Below are 15395 nucleotides of genomic sequence, written 5' to 3' on the forward strand. Positions count from 1 at the left end.
AGCCGGTGCGGTCAGGAACGAAAGCGCCAAGCCAGCAGTTCATGCCCGTGCCGGCGCAGCCAATCGCGATGGCGGGCGTAATCGGGCATCAGCCGGCCGGTTGCGGTCCAGAAGGCGGCCGAATGGTCCATGTGCAACAGATGCGCCACCTCATGCGCGGCGACATAGTCCAGCACCTCGGGCGGCGCCATGGCCAGCCGCCAGGAAAACATCAGCCGCCCGTCATGGGTGCAACTGCCCCAGCGCGAGCGCGTGTCGCGCAGCGCCAGCGCGCGAAACCCGCGCCCCAGCGCCGCGGCATGGCGGTCGCAGGCCCGGCTCAGCCGCGCCTGCGCCAGGTGCTTCAGCCAGGCCTCGACCAGCAGGCCGGCGGGACGGCCCTGCGGGACCAGCAGCAGCGCCTCGGTCAGTTCCACCCGCCGCCCGTCATGGGGCATGATCCGGCGCGGGCGCCCCTCGACGGGCAGCAGGGCGCCCGGTTCGACCACGCAAAGCGGCGGCATCCCGGCGCGGGTCTGCCGCAGCCATTCGGCCCGCGATTCGGCAAAGGCGCGGCCGTCCGACAGGCTGGTGCGGCTGGGCAGGGTCAGCACCACCTCGCCCCCCGCGCGCGCTACGCGCAGGGTCATGCGCCGCGCCCTGGACGAGCGCCGCAGCGTCACCGGAATGTCGCCTCCGACCAGAATCCTGTCCATCCGTTCCCCCATCTTGCGAAGGGCCGCGCCTCTGCCCATCTTTCCCCCGCACCGCCGGCCGGCCGCAAGGGGGAAAAGGCTTTGACACCCTGCCCCGGCTGTGGCAGGGGACAGCGGATTTAGCTGAACGCGGCAGAAAGAGAACAACCATGCCCAAAGAGGAATGGGGCACGAAACGCCTTTGCCCCCATTGCGCGACGCGCTTTTACGACCTGATGAACGACCCGATGACCTGCCCGGCCTGCGGTGCGGAATTTACCGTGGAAAGCCTGACCAACGGTCGCTCGCGCTCGCTGATCTCGGAAAAGACCGCTGCGCGCGACGCGGACCAGGCCGACCTGGCCGAAGACGAGGATCTGGACGACGACGCCGACACCGGCGATCTGGACGACGATCTGCTGGACGATGACGACGACGATGGCGACATGTCGCTGGACGACATCGCCGACGTGCCGGACAGCGACGACGAATAGATCCGCGTCCTGACCAACCAGAAGGCCCCGGAGCGCGACCGCGCCGCCGGGGCCTTCCTCTATTGGGCCATGGCAGGCTCTGGCGGGTGTCGTCGATCTTGGCCCGGCCTTCGCCGGGCGGTGCGGCCATAATGAGGGCACGCGCCCGCCCAGGGGCTGGCGTAGGCTTAGCGGCAGGGATCAGCCGTTGCCTTCGCCACCATCGCCGCCGGAATCACCGCCATCGGAGCCGCCATCCGAACCGCCGTCGGAGCCGCTGTCCGCGCCGCCATCCGCGCCTCCGTCAGAGCCCCCGGTGCCGCCATCCGATCCGTCGGAGCCGCTGTCGGAGCCGTCCGAACCATCACCATTCTCTCCGGTTCCGTCGCCAGTCCCGTCACCCGTATCGCCGCCCGTATCACCCCCGGCATCCTCGCCGGGTTCATCACCGGCGCCGGGCCCATCCTGGGTTTCCGAGGCGGTCGGCCCGCCCTTGCCGCTTTCGTCCGGTTCGGCGCGAAGTTCCACGCCGTCCACAGAGATCAGGCTGCCATTGGCGATGCTGTAGACCAGTTCGGTGGGCTGGCCGTTGCGCTGCGCATTGATCGTCAGGATCGGGCCCTCGCGCAGGATATGCACGTCGCTGAAGCCCTGCGCGATCAGCGTCCGCGCGATCTCCTGGTCATTGTCGAGCTGCTCCAGCAACGGGTAATCCGGCTCGAGAACCGCGCCCACCGGCGCGCTCGGCTCGACCGCCGCGCCCGGCGCAATCGCGGTGTTGCCCGAGGGCGTCTCGATGACGGTGGTATCGCCTTCGATCACCTCGCCGCTTTGCGCAAGCGCGGTGGAGCCCATGATGGCGCCAAGCGCCAATGCCTTGCCGCCGACCAGGGCGGTCGTCAAACTGCGTTTCAGCATGACTCTTACCTCCTTCATGCTCATCGGGTCTAAACCCCGGCAAGCGGGAAAGGGTTTCGTCGCGCCGGATCGCATCCGCGTCATCCCGCGCAGCTGCGTATCGTTGTCGCACCCCCTTGAAACCGTTTTCGAGAATCGCCGACCGGGGCGAAAATACCCTCGACGGCGCGGCGCCCGGAGCGGTTGGCAGCGCCGTCACCCCCTGCCGATCCGCCAATCCGGCAGCGGGCGGGAAATCCGTCCATATCGTGGAAATATCAGGCGCCTGGCGCCAATTCTCCGCAGAATTCGGGCAATAACTGCCCAAAAAGTCAGCTTCTCATGCAGCACCCCGTGGGGCATCACTGGGCCTGTTCGCGTTCCGATTGTTGTCTCTGGCGGATTGCAATCAGTTATCGATTGCCTGGGAGGTTTGTTGTGAAAAGTATTCTGTTTGGAATGAAGGCCGACTGGTCGGCAGCTTTGGAGCGCAGCGCGCAGGCCATCGGCATCCAAAGCCATATGGCGGATCTTCGCCATGCCGATCTGTCCAGCTATGACGCCGTGGTCCCGCTGACCCTGTGGGACCGCGATTTCCTGGATCAAAGGCGTGCCGGGGGCGAGATGTTCAACGCCCTGTTCCCCAGCGCCACGGCGCAGGAAAACTGCCATGACAAGCTTGCCTTCAACCGGCTGATGGCCAGCGCCGGCCTGGGTGATTACGTCCCGGCCATGTTCGCCGATCCCGGCAACCTTCCGATTGGCGAGCCCATCATCGTCAAGCGCCGCAAGGATGAATGGGGCAAGCTGTCGCGTATTTTCTGCCTGACCCCGGATTCGCCGCTGGTCTACGATCCCGAGCAGGAATTCCTGCAGGAATATATTCCCGGCACTACCGAATTATCCGCATATCTGCTGATGCGCGACGGCCGGATCGCTTTTTCCCGCACGGCCATATTCGACATGCCGGACATGCCGCATGTGAAGGGGATCAATACCGGGCACAAGAGCCTGGTATGGCAGGAAGGTTCGCGCCATCGGGATCTGTTCACGGAAATCCTGGACAGGGTGGGATTTGCGAATGGCGCCTGCTGCATCGACTATCGCGAGATGGACGGCAAGCCGAAGATCTTCGAGATCAATCCCCGGCTCGGCGGGTCCATCACCGGAAATGCGGGCAGCTATTTGCAGCATTACCTGATTGCAGCTTGCGGCAAGCGCCTGCTGCCTGCGCCCGCCCCCGAACGGCTGCAAGAGGCGGCGTGACCGGCTGCCCGCTTCTGCATATCCCTGCCCTCGGCCGTTTGTTTCGGCCGGGGGATCGCCGTCAGATCGCGAAAATGTCGTCCGCCACCTGGGCCACGGTCAGGTTCTGGCCGTTGACCACGATCCGGTCGCCGTCGCCGAAGTCGATGACCACGCCATTCGCGGTCTTTTGCATGTGGTCGCGGATGAAGGCGGCGGGGTTCGCGTCCAGCATGGAATCGTCAATCAGCAGCCGGTCGATGCCGCGCTGATAGCCGTTGATCGTATCGGCGCCATGGCCATCCTGGAAGATGAACACATCGGCCCCGGCCCCCCCGACCAGAACGTCGTTGCCATAGCCCCCATGCAGCGTGTCATTGCCATCGCCGCCGATCAGGCGGTCGTTGTCTCCTTCCCCCCTGAGCCAGTCATTGCCTGCACCGCCGTCCAGCCTGTCAGCACCGGTTCCACCCAGCAATGTGTCGAAACCCGCCCCACCCAAAAGCGTGTCATTGCCGGCATCCCCACGAATCTGGTCATGTCCGGCGGCCCCATCCAGGGTGTCGTTGCCGTTGCCACCTTGCAGGGTATCGTTGCCGTAACCGCCATGCAGGGAATCGAAGCCTTCGCGACCGATGAGCCGGTCGTTACCCCCGCTACCGTTCAGCGTGTCATGCCCCGCCTTGCCGTCCATCCAATCGTGACCGTCCCCGCCCGACGCAACATCATGCCGGGCCGTCAGGCGATAATCGTCGTTGCGCGGCGTGCTTTGCGTCGGGCCGGGGGTGACGAAGACCTCGCCGTTGAAGCTTGCCAGCCAGTCGGCGCGGGACTGCATCGACAGGTCCGCGCCGGGATTGGCGACGCGGGTGAAGGTGCCGGTATCGACGCGCACCTGCCCGTCCGTATCGGCAAAGTTCTGCGTCGCCATCAGCACCTTGTAGTCGCGGCCGTTCACCGTCAGATAGCCGACCTCCAGCCCGATGCCGATAAAGGCCGCATCGCTCATGATGTTCTGATAATGGCCGGAACTGTTCATCAAGTTCTGGTGCAACTGGCGGATCTCGTCACGCAGGTCGGCCTCGCCCTGGATGGAGACATAGGCGATGTTCTCGGCCGTCATCCAGTTGCCCGCCAGGTCGAAGCCCGCCGCCTCCATCCGCTCGCGCGAGGAAGAGCCGCCGCGGCCGGTATGCGAGAACACATCCGTCTCCAGCATCCAGCGGCTATGGCCCTCGGCCGAATCGTTGAGCCGTTTTTCGATGGACAGCGCGGGAAGCCCTTCGGCCCGGCGAGCCTGGTTGACCAGGCTGACGAAGTAGCGCTCGTTTGCAGATGCAAAGGACATGGTCGTTATCCGCCTAGCGAGAATTCATCTCATGAAATGCAGCTTCAGGGAGCATATCAGAGCCTGGGCGGAATCAGAACCACCGCCAGGGCAGGGCGGCGGATATCAGCCAGCCGCCCCGCCGCCAGGGCCGGGCGCGCAGGCATCGCCCGGACCTGCGCCGCCCGAACGCCGCAACCGGCGGACCCGTTTGATCTGGACCAAGGCCGGGGCTAAGCTCGCCACGCGCACCGTCACCTGGACATGAGAAATGATGACCGATCCTTCCAAGCCCGTCGTCGCGGTCACCGGCGCCAGCCGCGGCATCGGCCATGCCATCGTGCGCCACTTCCACCGCCAGGGCTGGAAGGTCATCACCCTGGCGCGCACGCCCTTCTCGACCCAGTGCCCCTGGGCCGAAGGCATTATTCATCACATCGAGGTCGACCTGTCCGACCCAGGCTCGATCACCGGTGCCGCCGACAGGCTGAAACGGATGCTGGACGGGCACGGGCTGTCGGCCCTGGTCAACAACGCCGGGATTTCCCCGAAGTGCGGGGACGGCGGGCGCATGGGGGCCTTGGTCACGCCGCTGGCAACGCTCCTGAGCGTGCAGCAGGTCAACCTGGTCGCCCCGCTGCAGCTCTGCCAGGAGCTTCTGGAGCCGCTGAAGGCAAGGCAGGGCGCGGTGGTCAACATCACCTCGATCGCGGGCAGCCGGGTGCATCCTTTCGCCGGGGCGGCCTATGCCGTTTCCAAGGCCGCGCTCTCGGCCCTGACCCGCGAGCTGGCCTATGACCTTGCCGAATACGGGGTGCGGGTGAACGCCGTCGCCCCCGGCGAGATCGAGACCTCGATCCTGTCGCCGGGCACCGACAGGCTCATCGAGGCTCAGGTGCCGATGAAGCGCCTCGGACGCCCGGAAGAGGTGGCGGAGGTGGTCTATTTCCTCGCCAGCGGGCAGGCGTCGTATGTGACCGGCAGCGAGATCCACATCAACGGCGGCCAGCATGTCTGACACGGTCGCGGGGGGCTGCCGGGCAGGCGGAAACCCCTGGGCTCCGGCCGTCACACCCCGGTCCGCGCCTCGGGCAAGACCCTGATCCGGCGGCGCTTGGCGTCGGTTTCCGGCGGCAGGCCGCGATGAAAGACAAGCGCGGGCGGTTCGGCCCCCAGTCGCCGCGCCAGCCCGGCCAAGCTGGTTCGCAGCGCCGGCTCGGCACCCGGCGCGGCTGCGTCCAGCCACAGGTGCAGCATCCTGCCCTGCTGGACGACCCGATAGTCGCGCAAGGGCTGCGGCAGGCAGGCGATGGCGGTTCGAATCGCCTCGGACGCGACCATGCGCGGCCCCGTGACCGAGGGCCACCACAGGACGTCGTCCTCGCGGCCTTCGATGCGGGCGATGCGCTGGCTGGCGCAGCCGCAGGGGCAAGGATCGGGATCGGGGATCAGCACGTCGTCCAGGCGATAGTTCAGGATCGGCAGGCTTTCGCGCGTGAAATCGTGGATGACCGGGCAGAAGGCGCCGCTTGCCGCGTCGATCACGTCGCGGTCGATGCGCAGCCAGCGTTCGTTCAGGTGCAGGTGGCCCAGCCGGCAGGTCATCGCCAGGACGCCCTCGGTCGCCTGGTAGACCTGGTGGACGCGGGTGCCGAAGGCGCGTTCGATCAGCGCCGCATCCTCGGGGGACAGCGTCTCGGCGACCGAGATCACCCGTCGCGGCGACAGGGCCAGCCCGCCCGCCGCCTGCCGCTCGGCCAGCATCGCCAGGATGCGCGCGGGCGCGATCAGGACGCTGGGGTCCAGATCGGCCAGCCGGGCCAGGTGGTCCTCGAAGGGCGACAGCAGGTCGAAGAAGGCAAAGCGGACCAGCGGATTCGACAGGCTGCGATAAAGCGCATTGTCGGCGCGCATGAAGAACGCCACGCGCTGGCGCCGCCACAGTTCCGGCCAGTAGCACCCCAGCATGATCGCGGCCCAGAGCCGCCTTTCCCGCGGCGTCGCCAGGAACAGCCCGCGCTGGCCCGAGGTGCCGGTGGACAGCCCAACCGAGACCTTTCCGATCAGCGGGCGAAAATCGCGGCTGGTTTCGGCCCGGATGGCCACCTGCATCGCCGCGTCATGGTCGATGCCGCAGGTGTTGATGGCCGAGAAATTCGCCATCAGCCGCGCCTTGTCCATGCGCGGCAACGCCTTTAGCGGCAGGTCGGCCATGCCGCGATAGAAGGGCGAGCGCGGCATGACCCGCGCGCGGAAGCGGCGAAAGGCGGCGGCGTGATGCGCCTCGATCTCGGCGCGGCAGGAAAAGCCGCGGCCATGGCGGCTGTGCAGGAATGCGGTCAGGCTCATCTGGCGGTCTCGGGGCAATGCGAGGGGTCGATGGTGATGTCGGGGCGGCGCAGCATCAGCGCGCGCAGCCGGGCGAAGGTCCGGCGATAGGCGGCGGCATCGCCCAGGCGCGCCAGCACCGGGCCGGGCGGCAGCCGGTTTGCGCGCAGTTGCGCCCGGCCATAGGCGGCATCGGCGACCAGGAAGCGCGCGGCCTCGGGCAGCCAAATCCCCATCTGTCCGGTGCCGTGGCCCGGCAGCGGCACGGCGATCAGCCGGCCGTCGCCCAGCAGGTCATGGCCTTGCGGAAATTCGGGCAGGCCGGTCGGGACCGCCACGCATGCCTCGACCGTCTGCGGATCGCGCGCCAGGATCGCGTCGCGCAAAAGCGGCGGACAGGCGGCGCGGATGCTGGCCAGATCGCCGAGCGCCCGCAATTCGGCAATCGCCGCGGCCGAGGCCGTGACCGGGATGCCGGCCGGCAGGTCGATCAGCCCGGCGCTGTGATCGGCATGCATATGGGTCAGGAACACCAGATCCGGCAGGCGCGGCAACCGGCGCAGCAGCTGTTCCTGCGCCGGCAGCCGAACCGGGGTCAGCCAGCGATAGAGCCGGGCCGGAAAGCCCCGCGTCGCCGCGAAGAAGGCCGGCCCATAGCCGGTATCGACCAGCACGCAGGCGCTTTCCGTCTCGACCAGCGTGGCCAGCGCCGGGAAGGTGGCGCCGCCCAGGCCCGGCAGTCCCGCGCCCCAGGCCGGGGCGCGGCATTCGCCGATCTTCAGCGTGGTCAGGCGAAGCATTCCGCCACCCCCTCCTGGAAGCCGACCCGCGGCCGATAGCCCAGATCCCGCCTCGCGGCCGAGATGTCCAGCGTCAGGCTGCTGCCCAGGGACGCCACGGCCTGCAAGGTCAGCCGCGGCTCGGCCCCGCCGCGCATCCGGGCCACGGCCTCGGAGGCACCGGCCAGCCAGCGCGCCAGCCCCTGCGGCAGCGGCATGCCGCGCAGGCGCAGCCCGGCGCGATGCGCGATGATCTCGGCCAGGTCGCAGAACCTGAAAGCCTCGCCCGAGGTGATGTTCCACACGCCCCCGCGCGGACCCGAGGCGGCCAGGATCATCCCCCGCGCCGCATCGTGCCGATGCGTCAGGTCGATCAGCGCCCGCCCGCCCCGGATCATCGGCAGCCGGCCGCGCCGGATCGCCTCGATCACCCGCGGCAGCAACGCCCGGTCGTGGCGGCCGTAGATGGCACGCGGGCGGATCGCCGTGCAGCCCATGGCCCCGGCATGGCCCAGCACCATCCGCTCGGCCATAAGCTTGCTTTCGGCATAGAGCGACAGCGGGCGCGCCGGCAGCGGCGCATCCTCGGCCACGTCCAGCCTGTCGGTGCCGTCGGCATAGATGCTGGGCGATGAGGCAAGGACGAAGCGCTTGACCCCTGCCCGCTCGGCCGCGTCCAGCAATCGCTGGGTCGCCAGCACGTTGTCGGCATGGAACTCGGCCCGCGTGCCCCAGGCCGAGCTGCGCGCGGCGCAATGGAACACCACGTCGATGCCGTCGAGCAGCGGGCCCAGATCGGCGCTGACCAGATCGGCGGCGCGAAAGCCGGGCAGCGCCGCGGGCTGGCGCGCGGTGGTGCTGACGTCCCAGCCATGCATCGCCAACTGCTCGACCAAGGCGCGGCCCAGGCAGCCGCTGGCCCCTGTCACCAGCGCGCGCATCAGAACCGCACCATCGTGCCGCCGAGCGAGATGCCGGCCGAGGTGCCCATCAGCAGCGCCGTATCCCCGCGCATCAGCCGCCCCGAGCGCACCGCATGATCCAGCGCCGTCGGGATCGAGGCCGCGATCTGGTTGCCGGCATGGGCAAAGATGTCGATCACCCGCTCGGGCGGCAGCCACAGGTTGCGGGTCGCGTGCTGCAGGGCCTGGGCGCTGGCCTGGTGCGGGATGACGCAGGCGATGCCGTTCAGCCCCACCTCGGCCTTTTTCAGCAGCCTTTGCAGAAAGCGCGGCAGATAGCGCGAGGCGACCTTGAACGCCTTGCCCCCGTCCATGTGAAAGCGATCCTGGCCCGGCGCGATACCGCGGGCCGGATTGACCCGCGTGCCGCCCGCCGCCAGCACGCAGGCGTCATGGCCATGGGCATAGGTCTGGAAATCATGCGCCAGCACCGCGCCCTTGCCGCCCGCCTCGACCACCACGGCCGCGGCGCCGTCGCCAAAGATCGCGGCAGCCTCGGGCCGGTTCCAGTCCAGCCCGACCGAGGCGATGTCCGAGGAAAACACCAGCGCCCGCCGCACCCGGCCGCATTGGACATGCATCGCCGCAAGGTCCAGCGCCTGCAGGAAGCTGAGGCAGGTCGCATTCACGTCGAAGGCCGGGATGCCGGACCGGCCCAGCCCCAGCCGGTCCTGCACCAGCGTCGCGGTCGAGGGGATCGGCTGTTCCATCACCCCGCAGGCGCCCAGGATCATGTCCAGATCCTCGGGCTTGCAACCCGCCATCTCCATGGCGCGCCGCGCCGCCTCGGCGCCCATGAACGAGGTGGTTTCCTCGGGCATGGCGACATGGCGCGAGGCGATGCCGAAGCGCGCCTGGCATTCGCCCTGCGCCCATCCCATGCGGTCGTCGATATCGGTCGAAGGCAGGACCGTGGCGGGCAGGTAGCTGCCGGTCCCGGTGATTGTGAGATTGATCGGAGACATGTGAGGCACCATTATTGAACGATGTTCATTAACATTGACAATCGCCCCGATTCCTGTCAAGCGTATTTTTGAACATAGTTCAGGAACACCATGGCCAGACCCAGACGATATGATCACGACGCCCTGCGGACCCGCACGATCGAGGCGGCGAAGCTGCTTTTGGAGGAAGGCGGGCCGGCGGCGCTGACCGCCCGCGCGCTGGCCAGTTCGGTCAAGACGACGCCCGGCACCATCTACAACCTCTTCGACAGCATGAGCGCGGTGCTGCAAGAGGTGAACCGGCAGGCGCTGGTCGATCTGGCGATCGCCGTGGATGCGGTGCGCGAGACCGAGCCGCGCGAACGCCTGCTGGCGCTGGCCGAGGTCTATGTGACCTTCATGCTGGATCGCCGCGCGGTCTGGCGGGCGCTGTTCGAGGGGCCGCGCATCTCGAACAATTTTCCCGACTGGTATCTGGCGCAGATCGACGGGCTGATCGGCCGCATCACCCAGCCGGTGGCGGCGCTGAAGCCCAAGGGCGACCCGCGCCTGCTGGCCGAGCAGCTGCTGCTGTCGGTGCATGGCATCGTCGCCCTGGCGGCCATCGACCGGCTGGACCTGATCACCAGGCAAAAGCCCATGGACCTGGCGCATGCCGCGGTCGAGCGCATGATCGCCGCCATCCGTGCCGGGGCCGAATGATGCCCCGGACAAGATTGCAGAACCGGCCATGCGCGGGGCGCTGATCCTGGGCTCGGCCCGCTGCGGCTCGACGCTGGTGTCGCAGATCCTGAACGCGCATCCGGCCGTCCTGTCGGTTTCCGAGCTTTTCGCCGCCGCCGGGCATAACGCCTTTCGCCCGCGGCATCTGGACGGCGCGCGGTTCTGGGCGCATATGGCCCGGCCCTCGCGCGCCATGGCGCAGGTGGCGAACCCCGATGCCGCGCCCTCCGAGTTCCTTTACGGCCGCGTGCAGCACCCCGCGCATGACCCGTGGCATTGCCCACCGATCCTGGCGGTCACGCTGCCGCATCTGAGCGAAAACCCCGATGCCCTGTTCGATGCGCTGGCCGGGCAGATGCGCGCGCGGGCCCCGGCCCCGCTGGCCGCGCATTACCGCGCGCTTTTCCAGGCGATGGCCTGGCAGATCGGCGGGCGCGAGATCTGGGTGGAACGGTCAGGCGGGTCGCTGGTGGCCGCGGCCACGCTGCGCGAGATGTTTCCCGATGCAGCGCTGGTGCTGCTGGCGCGCAACGGGCCGGACACGGCGCTGTCGATGCGCGACTATCCCGCCGCGCGGCTGGCGATCTGGTGCTGGCGCAGGCTCGGGCCGCTGGGCCTCGACCTGCTGCACCCGCGCCGGCATTTCGGGCGCGGCGCCCTATGGCCACTGGTCGCGGCGATCAGCGGGCCGTCCGGCGTCCGGCGCATCGTCGCCCGCCGTCCCGGCCTTGCCGAAACCGGGGCCTTCTGGTCGGCCCTGACCATCCGCGGCCTGCAAGGGCTGCGCGGCGCCCGGCCGATGATCCTGCGCCACGAGGATCTGTGCCGCGACCCCCGCACCTGGATCGAAAGGCTGGGCGCGCATCTGCAGGCCGGCACCCCCGCCGCATGGCTCGACCGGGCCGCCGCCATGCCGCAGCTGCGCCCGTCGCGCCTGGCCGCCCTTTCCCCTGCCGAGCGCGAGGCGCTGGAACGCGCCTGCGCCCCCGGCGAGGCGGCGCTTGCCGCCTTTTGCTCCGGCGCGGGTGCTGAAGCGGCTTCGCCCTCGTCCTAGCCGGGAAAGCCAAGGGCGGCCGCCTTTGCGGCGGCAAGAATGGTTTGCCGCCTGTGGGCGCCTGCCCGGCATATTGGCAAGGCCGATGCTCGACCAGCCTAGGTTTGCGGCCCGTGCGGTGGCCGCCCCGTCACCTTCCGCCAATATTCATCGGCCCGCTTCTCGAAGGTCGCGGCGTCGCGGGCATCGCTTTGGTAAAGCGTGCCGGGCGGGATCGGGGAATAGTCCTGCTCGACCCAGCCGCGCGGGTCGTCATGGGGCAGGACATAGCCGGTGTGGCCAAGCGCCTCGGCCCCCCTGTAATGCGCGTCGCGCAGGTGCAGCGGCACCGGGGCGGGCGGGGTCGAGGCGACCAGTTGCAGCGCCGCCATGATGCCGCGGCAGGCCGAGGCCGATTTCGGCGCCCGCGCCACATGCAGCGCGGCATGGGCCAGCACGATCTGCGCCTCGGGATAGCCGATCTTCTCGACCGCCTGAGCCGCGGCCACCGCCGTCTGCAGGGTGGTGTTGTCGGCCAGCCCGACATCCTCGGACGCATGGATCATGATGCGCCGGGCGATGAAGCGCGGATCCTCGCCGCCATGGATCAGCCGCGCCAGCCAGTAAAGCGTCGCGTCCGGGTCCGAGCCGCGCATCGACTTGATGAAGGCCGAGACCACGTCGTAATGCGCATCGCCCGAGCGGTCGTGGTTGATCGGCGCTGCCGCATAGGCTTCCTCGATCATCGCCTCCGTGACCGGCCTGTCATGGCCAAGCGCCAGGCTTTCCAGCGTGGTCAGCGCGCGCCGCGCATCGCCACCCGAGCGGCCGGCGACCAGGCGGATCTGCTCGGGCGTCATCGCCACGCCGGGCAGGTGATCCAGCCCGCGCCGCACCACCTGTTCCATGTCCTCGATGGAGAGCGGCTCCAGCTTCAGGATGGTCGAGCGCGAGACCAGCGCCGGGGTCAGCACGTGATAGGGGTTGCCGGTGGTCGCGCCGATGAAATCGGCCGTGCCATCCTCGCAGATCGCCAGCAGGTCGTCGGTCTGGGTCGCGGAAAAGCGCTGCACCTCGTCGACGAAGATCAGCAGCGGGGTCATCCGCGCCTCGTCCGCCAGGCGGCGGATGTCGGCGACCCCGGCACGGGTGGCATTCAGCGGCCGGAAGCTCTTGCCCAGCATGGCACCCACCGCCCGCGCGATCGAGGTCTTGCCGATCCCCGGCGGCCCGTAGAGGATGACGCTGCCCAGCGCCCCGGCCGCGATGCGGCGGCGCAGGATCGAGCCGGGCGCGGTCAGCGCCTGCTGCCCGATGACCTCGTCCAGCGTGGCCGGGCGCAGCGCCGCCGCCAGCGGCAGCCGGCCCTGGCGCGGGGCGGCGTCGAAAAGATCGCTCATGCGGATTCCACCATGTGCGTGTTTTGTTCCGGGTAACAGGAAGGCCAAGCGCTGGCAATGAAGCTTGCCCCTCGCCCTGCGGCTTCGGCCGAGGCCACCCTGGACCCGGCCGCGGACGATCCCGAGGGGAAAGCCCAGGGCCGCATGATCCGCAGACATCCTCGGCCCATTCCCGGCGCATGCGGGCCGAACGCCCGGAAAACCTGTCAGGCCCGGCTCAGCTTTCCTCGGTCAGGGCGGCCACCCGATCGGCACCCTCCCTGCGCTGCTCGGCCCATATCTGCCGATGCTCGATGATCCGGCTCACCGTCAGGTGGCAGGCCTGGTCGGAGGCATGCAGCGGCCGCGCCGCCCGTATCTTCAACGAGGCCATCGCCCCGCCGGCCGGCAAGACCTGCCGCTTGTGGGCGGCGACAAAGCCGATGGGCCGGTTCTCAAGCAGGAATATCTCGAGCCAGGCGCCGTTATACGCATTCTCGAAGCCGATGACCGCGCGGTCGGCGCCAAGGGGATAGACCGCGATCGCGTCCCCCTGACCCGTCTGCGCCGCTGTCGTGGCAGGGACTAGCGCATCCGCGATCTCATAACGCCCGAGCAGCCAGCGCATGACCAGTTCCGGCTCGGCCCGCAGGGCGGCGGGCAGATCCTCGGCCCTGCCCGACCGGAACGCGGGAAGCAGCGCGGTGTCGAGGCAACGCCATTGGCCGGTCGCCTCGCAATGGAATGTCAGCAGAAAACGCATCGTCAGCATGCCCTTTGTTCTGTTTTCGCTGCCGGCGGGTCACGGGCAGGACTTAGGCACGGGGACCGGCGCCCGCAAGGGGGCGGCCGCGCCGTTGCGACATCCTGCCCGAAATCGGGTCGGACAGCGGCGGCGGATGCGGCACCCGGCGACGAACACGTCGGACAAGGCGGCCGACGATAGCGCGACGGGGGGACAAGCGGCTTTCCCCGTGATAGTCACGCCTTTCAAGGAGCAAGGCGGAATGCGGGACAGCACAGCGGAAAGCCCCGACCAGATCCCGGCGGTCATGGCCGCGCTGAAGGAGGTGTGCGGAGAGGCGGTGCTGGCGCTTTACCTGCACGGATCGGCGGTGTCGGGCGGGCTTCGCCCGCAAAGCGACATCGACCTGCTCGCCATCGTCGCCCAGGGCCTGGCCGGGGATCGGCGGGCCAGGCTGCTGGCGGCCCTGCTGCGGATTTCCGCCCGCCATCCCGCCAGGCCCGGCGGGCCGCGTTGCATCGAGCTTCTGGTGGTCCGCGCCCCGGACCTTGCCCATGGCTTTCCGGCCAGGGCCGAGTTCCTTTATGGCGAATGGCTGCGGGGGGATTTCGAGGCGGGCGAAAGCCCCCTGCCCAGCCGCGATCCCGAATACACGCTGCTGCTGGCGCAGGCGCAACGGCAGGCCAGGCCGCTTTTCGGCCCGCCCGCAGCCGAAATGCTGCCCGAAATCTCCCTGGGCCATATCCGCCGGGCCATGCGCGATGCGCTGCCGGCGCTGCTGGCGGGACTGCCGGGGGACGGGCGCAACGTGCTGCTGACGCTGGCCCGCATGTGGCACACCGCCAGCACCGGGGCCTTCGTCGCCAAGGACGCGGCCGCGGCATGGGCGATGCCGCAGATCCCCGACCCGCAGGATGCCGCGGTGCTGGATCATGCCCGGCGGGCCTATCTGGGCGAGGCCGCGGAGGAATGCCGCCTTCGCGGCAACGAAGCGCGGCGGCTGGCGCAGCATCTGCGGGATCGCATCCTCGCATTGCTGTGATCGCGGGCGACCCGTCCCGCGGCCCCCGAGATGCGGCCTTGCCCGGTTTCGGGGTTGACCGGCGGCCTCGGCCGCGGAAATCCTGCGCGGGTGAACCAGTCGCCGCTTGCAGGAATCCCCATGACCAATTGCCGCCCCATCTTGCTGTCGGACGATCACGTCGCCCGCGTCGCCTCGGCCCAGGGGCCGCTGCACGATCCGCGCTGGCGCATGCTCGAGGATGCCGATCTGGACCTGCTGGCCGACCGGCTTACGCAGGACCGGCCGCGGCCGATCCCGGTCTTTGCCTATGGCTCGCTGATCTGGAACCCCGGCTTTGCCGTCGGCGCCCGGCGCCGCGCCACCGCCATCGGCTGGCATCGCCGCTTCTCGATCTCGCTCGAGCATTTCCGCGGCACGCCCGAGCGGCCGGGGCTGATGCTGGCGCTGGCCTCGGGCGGCAGTTGCGAGGGGCTGGTCCTCGACATCGCCCAGGGGACCGAGGCGCAGTCGCTGCGCGCCATCCTGCGGCGCGAGCTTGTCGCCCATGAACTCTCGGCCAACGCCTGCTGGATCGAGGTCGAGACCGCCCGCGGCCGGGAAGAGGCGCTGACCTTCTATGCCGACCCGATCGGCACCCAGCTTGCCGAACTGACGGTCGAGGATCAGGCGCGGCGGCTGGCCCGCGCATCGGGGGCCGCGGGATCGGGCGCGGAATACCTGCTGCGCACCGTCCGCGGGCTGGCGGAACACGGCATCCATGACGACTATATCTGGACGCTCCAGCAGCTCGTGGCCGAAGAGATCGAGGCCGGGGCGGATGGCGCGGACGAATGACCGCCGGGCGCTGGCGGCGAACCCGCGC

General features: G+C 69.1%; 16 protein-coding genes. 7 read left to right on the top strand and 9 right to left on the bottom strand.

From position 1 onward, the window contains the following. Positions 1–11: 11 nt before the first annotated feature. A complete protein-coding gene (locus IT40_RS18145; RefSeq protein WP_036758149.1) occupies positions 12–695 on the bottom strand; it encodes a M48 family metallopeptidase in 684 nt (227 codons plus the stop codon). 149 nt (positions 696–844) lie between these two features. On the opposite strand from IT40_RS18145, the gene IT40_RS18150 reads away from it, so the two are divergent. Beyond that, a complete protein-coding gene (locus IT40_RS18150; protein ID WP_036758107.1) occupies positions 845–1168 on the top strand; it encodes an FYDLN acid domain-containing protein in 324 nt (107 codons plus the stop codon). 180 nt (positions 1169–1348) lie between these two features. On the opposite strand, the gene IT40_RS26890 is transcribed toward IT40_RS18150, so the two are convergent. Continuing rightward, on the bottom strand, positions 1349–2089 hold the full coding sequence (locus tag IT40_RS26890) for a hypothetical protein (protein WP_052096125.1): 741 nt from the start codon (positions 2087–2089) through the stop codon (positions 1349–1351). Between the two features lie 297 nt (positions 2090–2386). Between IT40_RS26890 and IT40_RS18160 the strand changes: the two genes are divergently transcribed. Beyond that, the gene (locus tag IT40_RS18160; protein WP_147307270.1) at positions 2387–3310 is read left to right on the top strand and encodes an ATP-grasp domain-containing protein; all 924 of its coding nucleotides are present in this window, start codon (positions 2387–2389) and stop codon (positions 3308–3310) included. 61 nt (positions 3311–3371) lie between these two features. On the opposite strand, the gene IT40_RS18165 is transcribed toward IT40_RS18160, so the two are convergent. Next, positions 3372–4637: a CAP domain-containing protein gene (locus IT40_RS18165; RefSeq protein ID WP_052096126.1), complete on the bottom strand. Its 1266-nt coding sequence runs from the start codon at positions 4635–4637 to the stop codon at positions 3372–3374. Between the two features lie 253 nt (positions 4638–4890). Here IT40_RS18165 and IT40_RS18170 point away from each other — a divergent pair, with 253 nt between their 5' ends. After that, positions 4891–5634 (top strand): SDR family NAD(P)-dependent oxidoreductase, encoded by a 744-nt coding sequence (locus IT40_RS18170; protein ID WP_116171127.1) that lies wholly within the window; start codon positions 4891–4893, stop codon positions 5632–5634. A 50-nt stretch (positions 5635–5684) separates the two neighbouring features. Here IT40_RS18170 and IT40_RS18175 read toward each other — a convergent pair whose 3' ends face one another. Genes IT40_RS18175 through IT40_RS18190 form a run of 4 tightly spaced genes read right to left on the bottom strand, consistent with a single transcriptional unit; the run spans position 5685 to position 9650 of the window. Next, positions 5685–6965 (bottom strand): F390 synthetase-related protein, encoded by a 1281-nt coding sequence (locus tag IT40_RS18175; protein ID WP_036758112.1) that lies wholly within the window; start codon positions 6963–6965, stop codon positions 5685–5687. Then, positions 6962–7744 carry an MBL fold metallo-hydrolase gene (locus IT40_RS18180; protein ID WP_036758114.1) on the bottom strand — a complete coding sequence of 261 codons (783 nt, stop codon included), beginning with the start codon at positions 7742–7744 and terminating at the stop codon, positions 6962–6964. Before IT40_RS18180 ends, IT40_RS18175 begins: the two co-directional genes overlap by 4 nt. Next, complete coding sequence (locus IT40_RS18185; protein WP_036758115.1) at positions 7732–8664, bottom strand: NAD-dependent epimerase/dehydratase family protein; 933 nt, start codon at positions 8662–8664, stop codon at positions 7732–7734. Before IT40_RS18185 ends, IT40_RS18180 begins: the two co-directional genes overlap by 13 nt. Continuing rightward, the gene (locus IT40_RS18190) at positions 8664–9650 is read right to left on the bottom strand and encodes a 3-oxoacyl-[acyl-carrier-protein] synthase III C-terminal domain-containing protein (RefSeq protein ID WP_036758116.1); all 987 of its coding nucleotides are present in this window, start codon (positions 9648–9650) and stop codon (positions 8664–8666) included. The genes IT40_RS18185 and IT40_RS18190 overlap by 1 nt, the downstream gene beginning before the upstream one ends. 90 nt (positions 9651–9740) lie before the next feature. Here IT40_RS18190 and IT40_RS18195 point away from each other — a divergent pair, with 90 nt between their 5' ends. Together IT40_RS18195 and IT40_RS18200 are read left to right on the top strand one after the other, a co-directional pair. Beyond that, a complete protein-coding gene (locus tag IT40_RS18195) occupies positions 9741–10331 on the top strand; it encodes a TetR/AcrR family transcriptional regulator (protein WP_036758117.1) in 591 nt (196 codons plus the stop codon). 28 nt (positions 10332–10359) lie between these two features. Next, entirely contained in the window at positions 10360–11406 is a 1047-nt protein-coding gene (locus IT40_RS18200) for a sulfotransferase (RefSeq protein ID WP_036758118.1), read from the top strand. 98 nt (positions 11407–11504) lie between these two features. Here the strand turns inward: IT40_RS18200 and IT40_RS18205 are convergent, their stop codons facing one another. Together IT40_RS18205 and IT40_RS18210 are read right to left on the bottom strand one after the other, a co-directional pair. Next, complete coding sequence (locus IT40_RS18205) at positions 11505–12785, bottom strand: replication-associated recombination protein A (protein ID WP_036758120.1); 1281 nt, start codon at positions 12783–12785, stop codon at positions 11505–11507. Positions 12786–13002: 217 nt separating this feature from the next. Beyond that, positions 13003–13536: a hypothetical protein gene (locus IT40_RS18210; RefSeq protein ID WP_116171122.1), complete on the bottom strand. Its 534-nt coding sequence runs from the start codon at positions 13534–13536 to the stop codon at positions 13003–13005. 235 nt (positions 13537–13771) lie between these two features. On the opposite strand from IT40_RS18210, the gene IT40_RS18215 reads away from it, so the two are divergent. After that, positions 13772–14551 (top strand): aminoglycoside adenylyltransferase domain-containing protein, encoded by a 780-nt coding sequence (locus IT40_RS18215; RefSeq protein WP_036758124.1) that lies wholly within the window; start codon positions 13772–13774, stop codon positions 14549–14551. A 120-nt stretch (positions 14552–14671) separates the two neighbouring features. Then, positions 14672–15367, top strand: a complete 696-nt coding sequence (locus IT40_RS18220; RefSeq protein ID WP_036758126.1) for a gamma-glutamylcyclotransferase — start codon at positions 14672–14674, stop codon at positions 15365–15367. The last annotated feature ends 28 nt before the right edge of the window (positions 15368–15395 follow it).

Origin of the sequence: Paracoccus versutus (assembly GCF_000763885.1) — a bacterium.
Lineage (GTDB): Bacteria > Pseudomonadota > Alphaproteobacteria > Rhodobacterales > Rhodobacteraceae > Paracoccus > Paracoccus versutus.

Bases quoted from the DNA above. Each gene is read 5' to 3' on its own strand.
- IT40_RS18175 (WP_036758112.1), bottom strand. From the start codon at position 6,965: ATGAGCCTGACCGCATTCCTGCACAGCCGCCATGGCCGCGGCTTTTCC.
- IT40_RS18145 (WP_036758149.1), bottom strand. From the start codon at position 695: ATGGACAGGATTCTGGTCGGAGGCGACATTCCGGTGACGCTGCGGCGC.
- IT40_RS18185 (WP_036758115.1), bottom strand. From the start codon at position 8,664: ATGCGCGCGCTGGTGACAGGGGCCAGCGGCTGCCTGGGCCGCGCCTTG.
- IT40_RS18205 (WP_036758120.1), bottom strand. From the start codon at position 12,785: ATGAGCGATCTTTTCGACGCCGCCCCGCGCCAGGGCCGGCTGCCGCTG.
- IT40_RS18190 (WP_036758116.1), bottom strand. From the start codon at position 9,650: ATGTCTCCGATCAATCTCACAATCACCGGGACCGGCAGCTACCTGCCC.
- IT40_RS18195 (WP_036758117.1), top strand. From the start codon at position 9,741: ATGGCCAGACCCAGACGATATGATCACGACGCCCTGCGGACCCGCACG.
- IT40_RS18160 (WP_147307270.1), top strand. From the start codon at position 2,387: ATGCAGCACCCCGTGGGGCATCACTGGGCCTGTTCGCGTTCCGATTGT.
- IT40_RS18180 (WP_036758114.1), bottom strand. From the start codon at position 7,744: ATGCTTCGCCTGACCACGCTGAAGATCGGCGAATGCCGCGCCCCGGCC.
- IT40_RS18200 (WP_036758118.1), top strand. From the start codon at position 10,360: ATGCGCGGGGCGCTGATCCTGGGCTCGGCCCGCTGCGGCTCGACGCTG.
- IT40_RS18210 (WP_116171122.1), bottom strand. From the start codon at position 13,536: ATGCTGACGATGCGTTTTCTGCTGACATTCCATTGCGAGGCGACCGGC.
- IT40_RS18165 (WP_052096126.1), bottom strand. From the start codon at position 4,637: ATGTCCTTTGCATCTGCAAACGAGCGCTACTTCGTCAGCCTGGTCAAC.
- IT40_RS18215 (WP_036758124.1), top strand. From the start codon at position 13,772: ATGCGGGACAGCACAGCGGAAAGCCCCGACCAGATCCCGGCGGTCATG.
- IT40_RS18220 (WP_036758126.1), top strand. From the start codon at position 14,672: ATGACCAATTGCCGCCCCATCTTGCTGTCGGACGATCACGTCGCCCGC.
- IT40_RS18170 (WP_116171127.1), top strand. From the start codon at position 4,891: ATGACCGATCCTTCCAAGCCCGTCGTCGCGGTCACCGGCGCCAGCCGC.
- IT40_RS18150 (WP_036758107.1), top strand. From the start codon at position 845: ATGCCCAAAGAGGAATGGGGCACGAAACGCCTTTGCCCCCATTGCGCG.
- IT40_RS26890 (WP_052096125.1), bottom strand. From the start codon at position 2,089: ATGAGCATGAAGGAGGTAAGAGTCATGCTGAAACGCAGTTTGACGACC.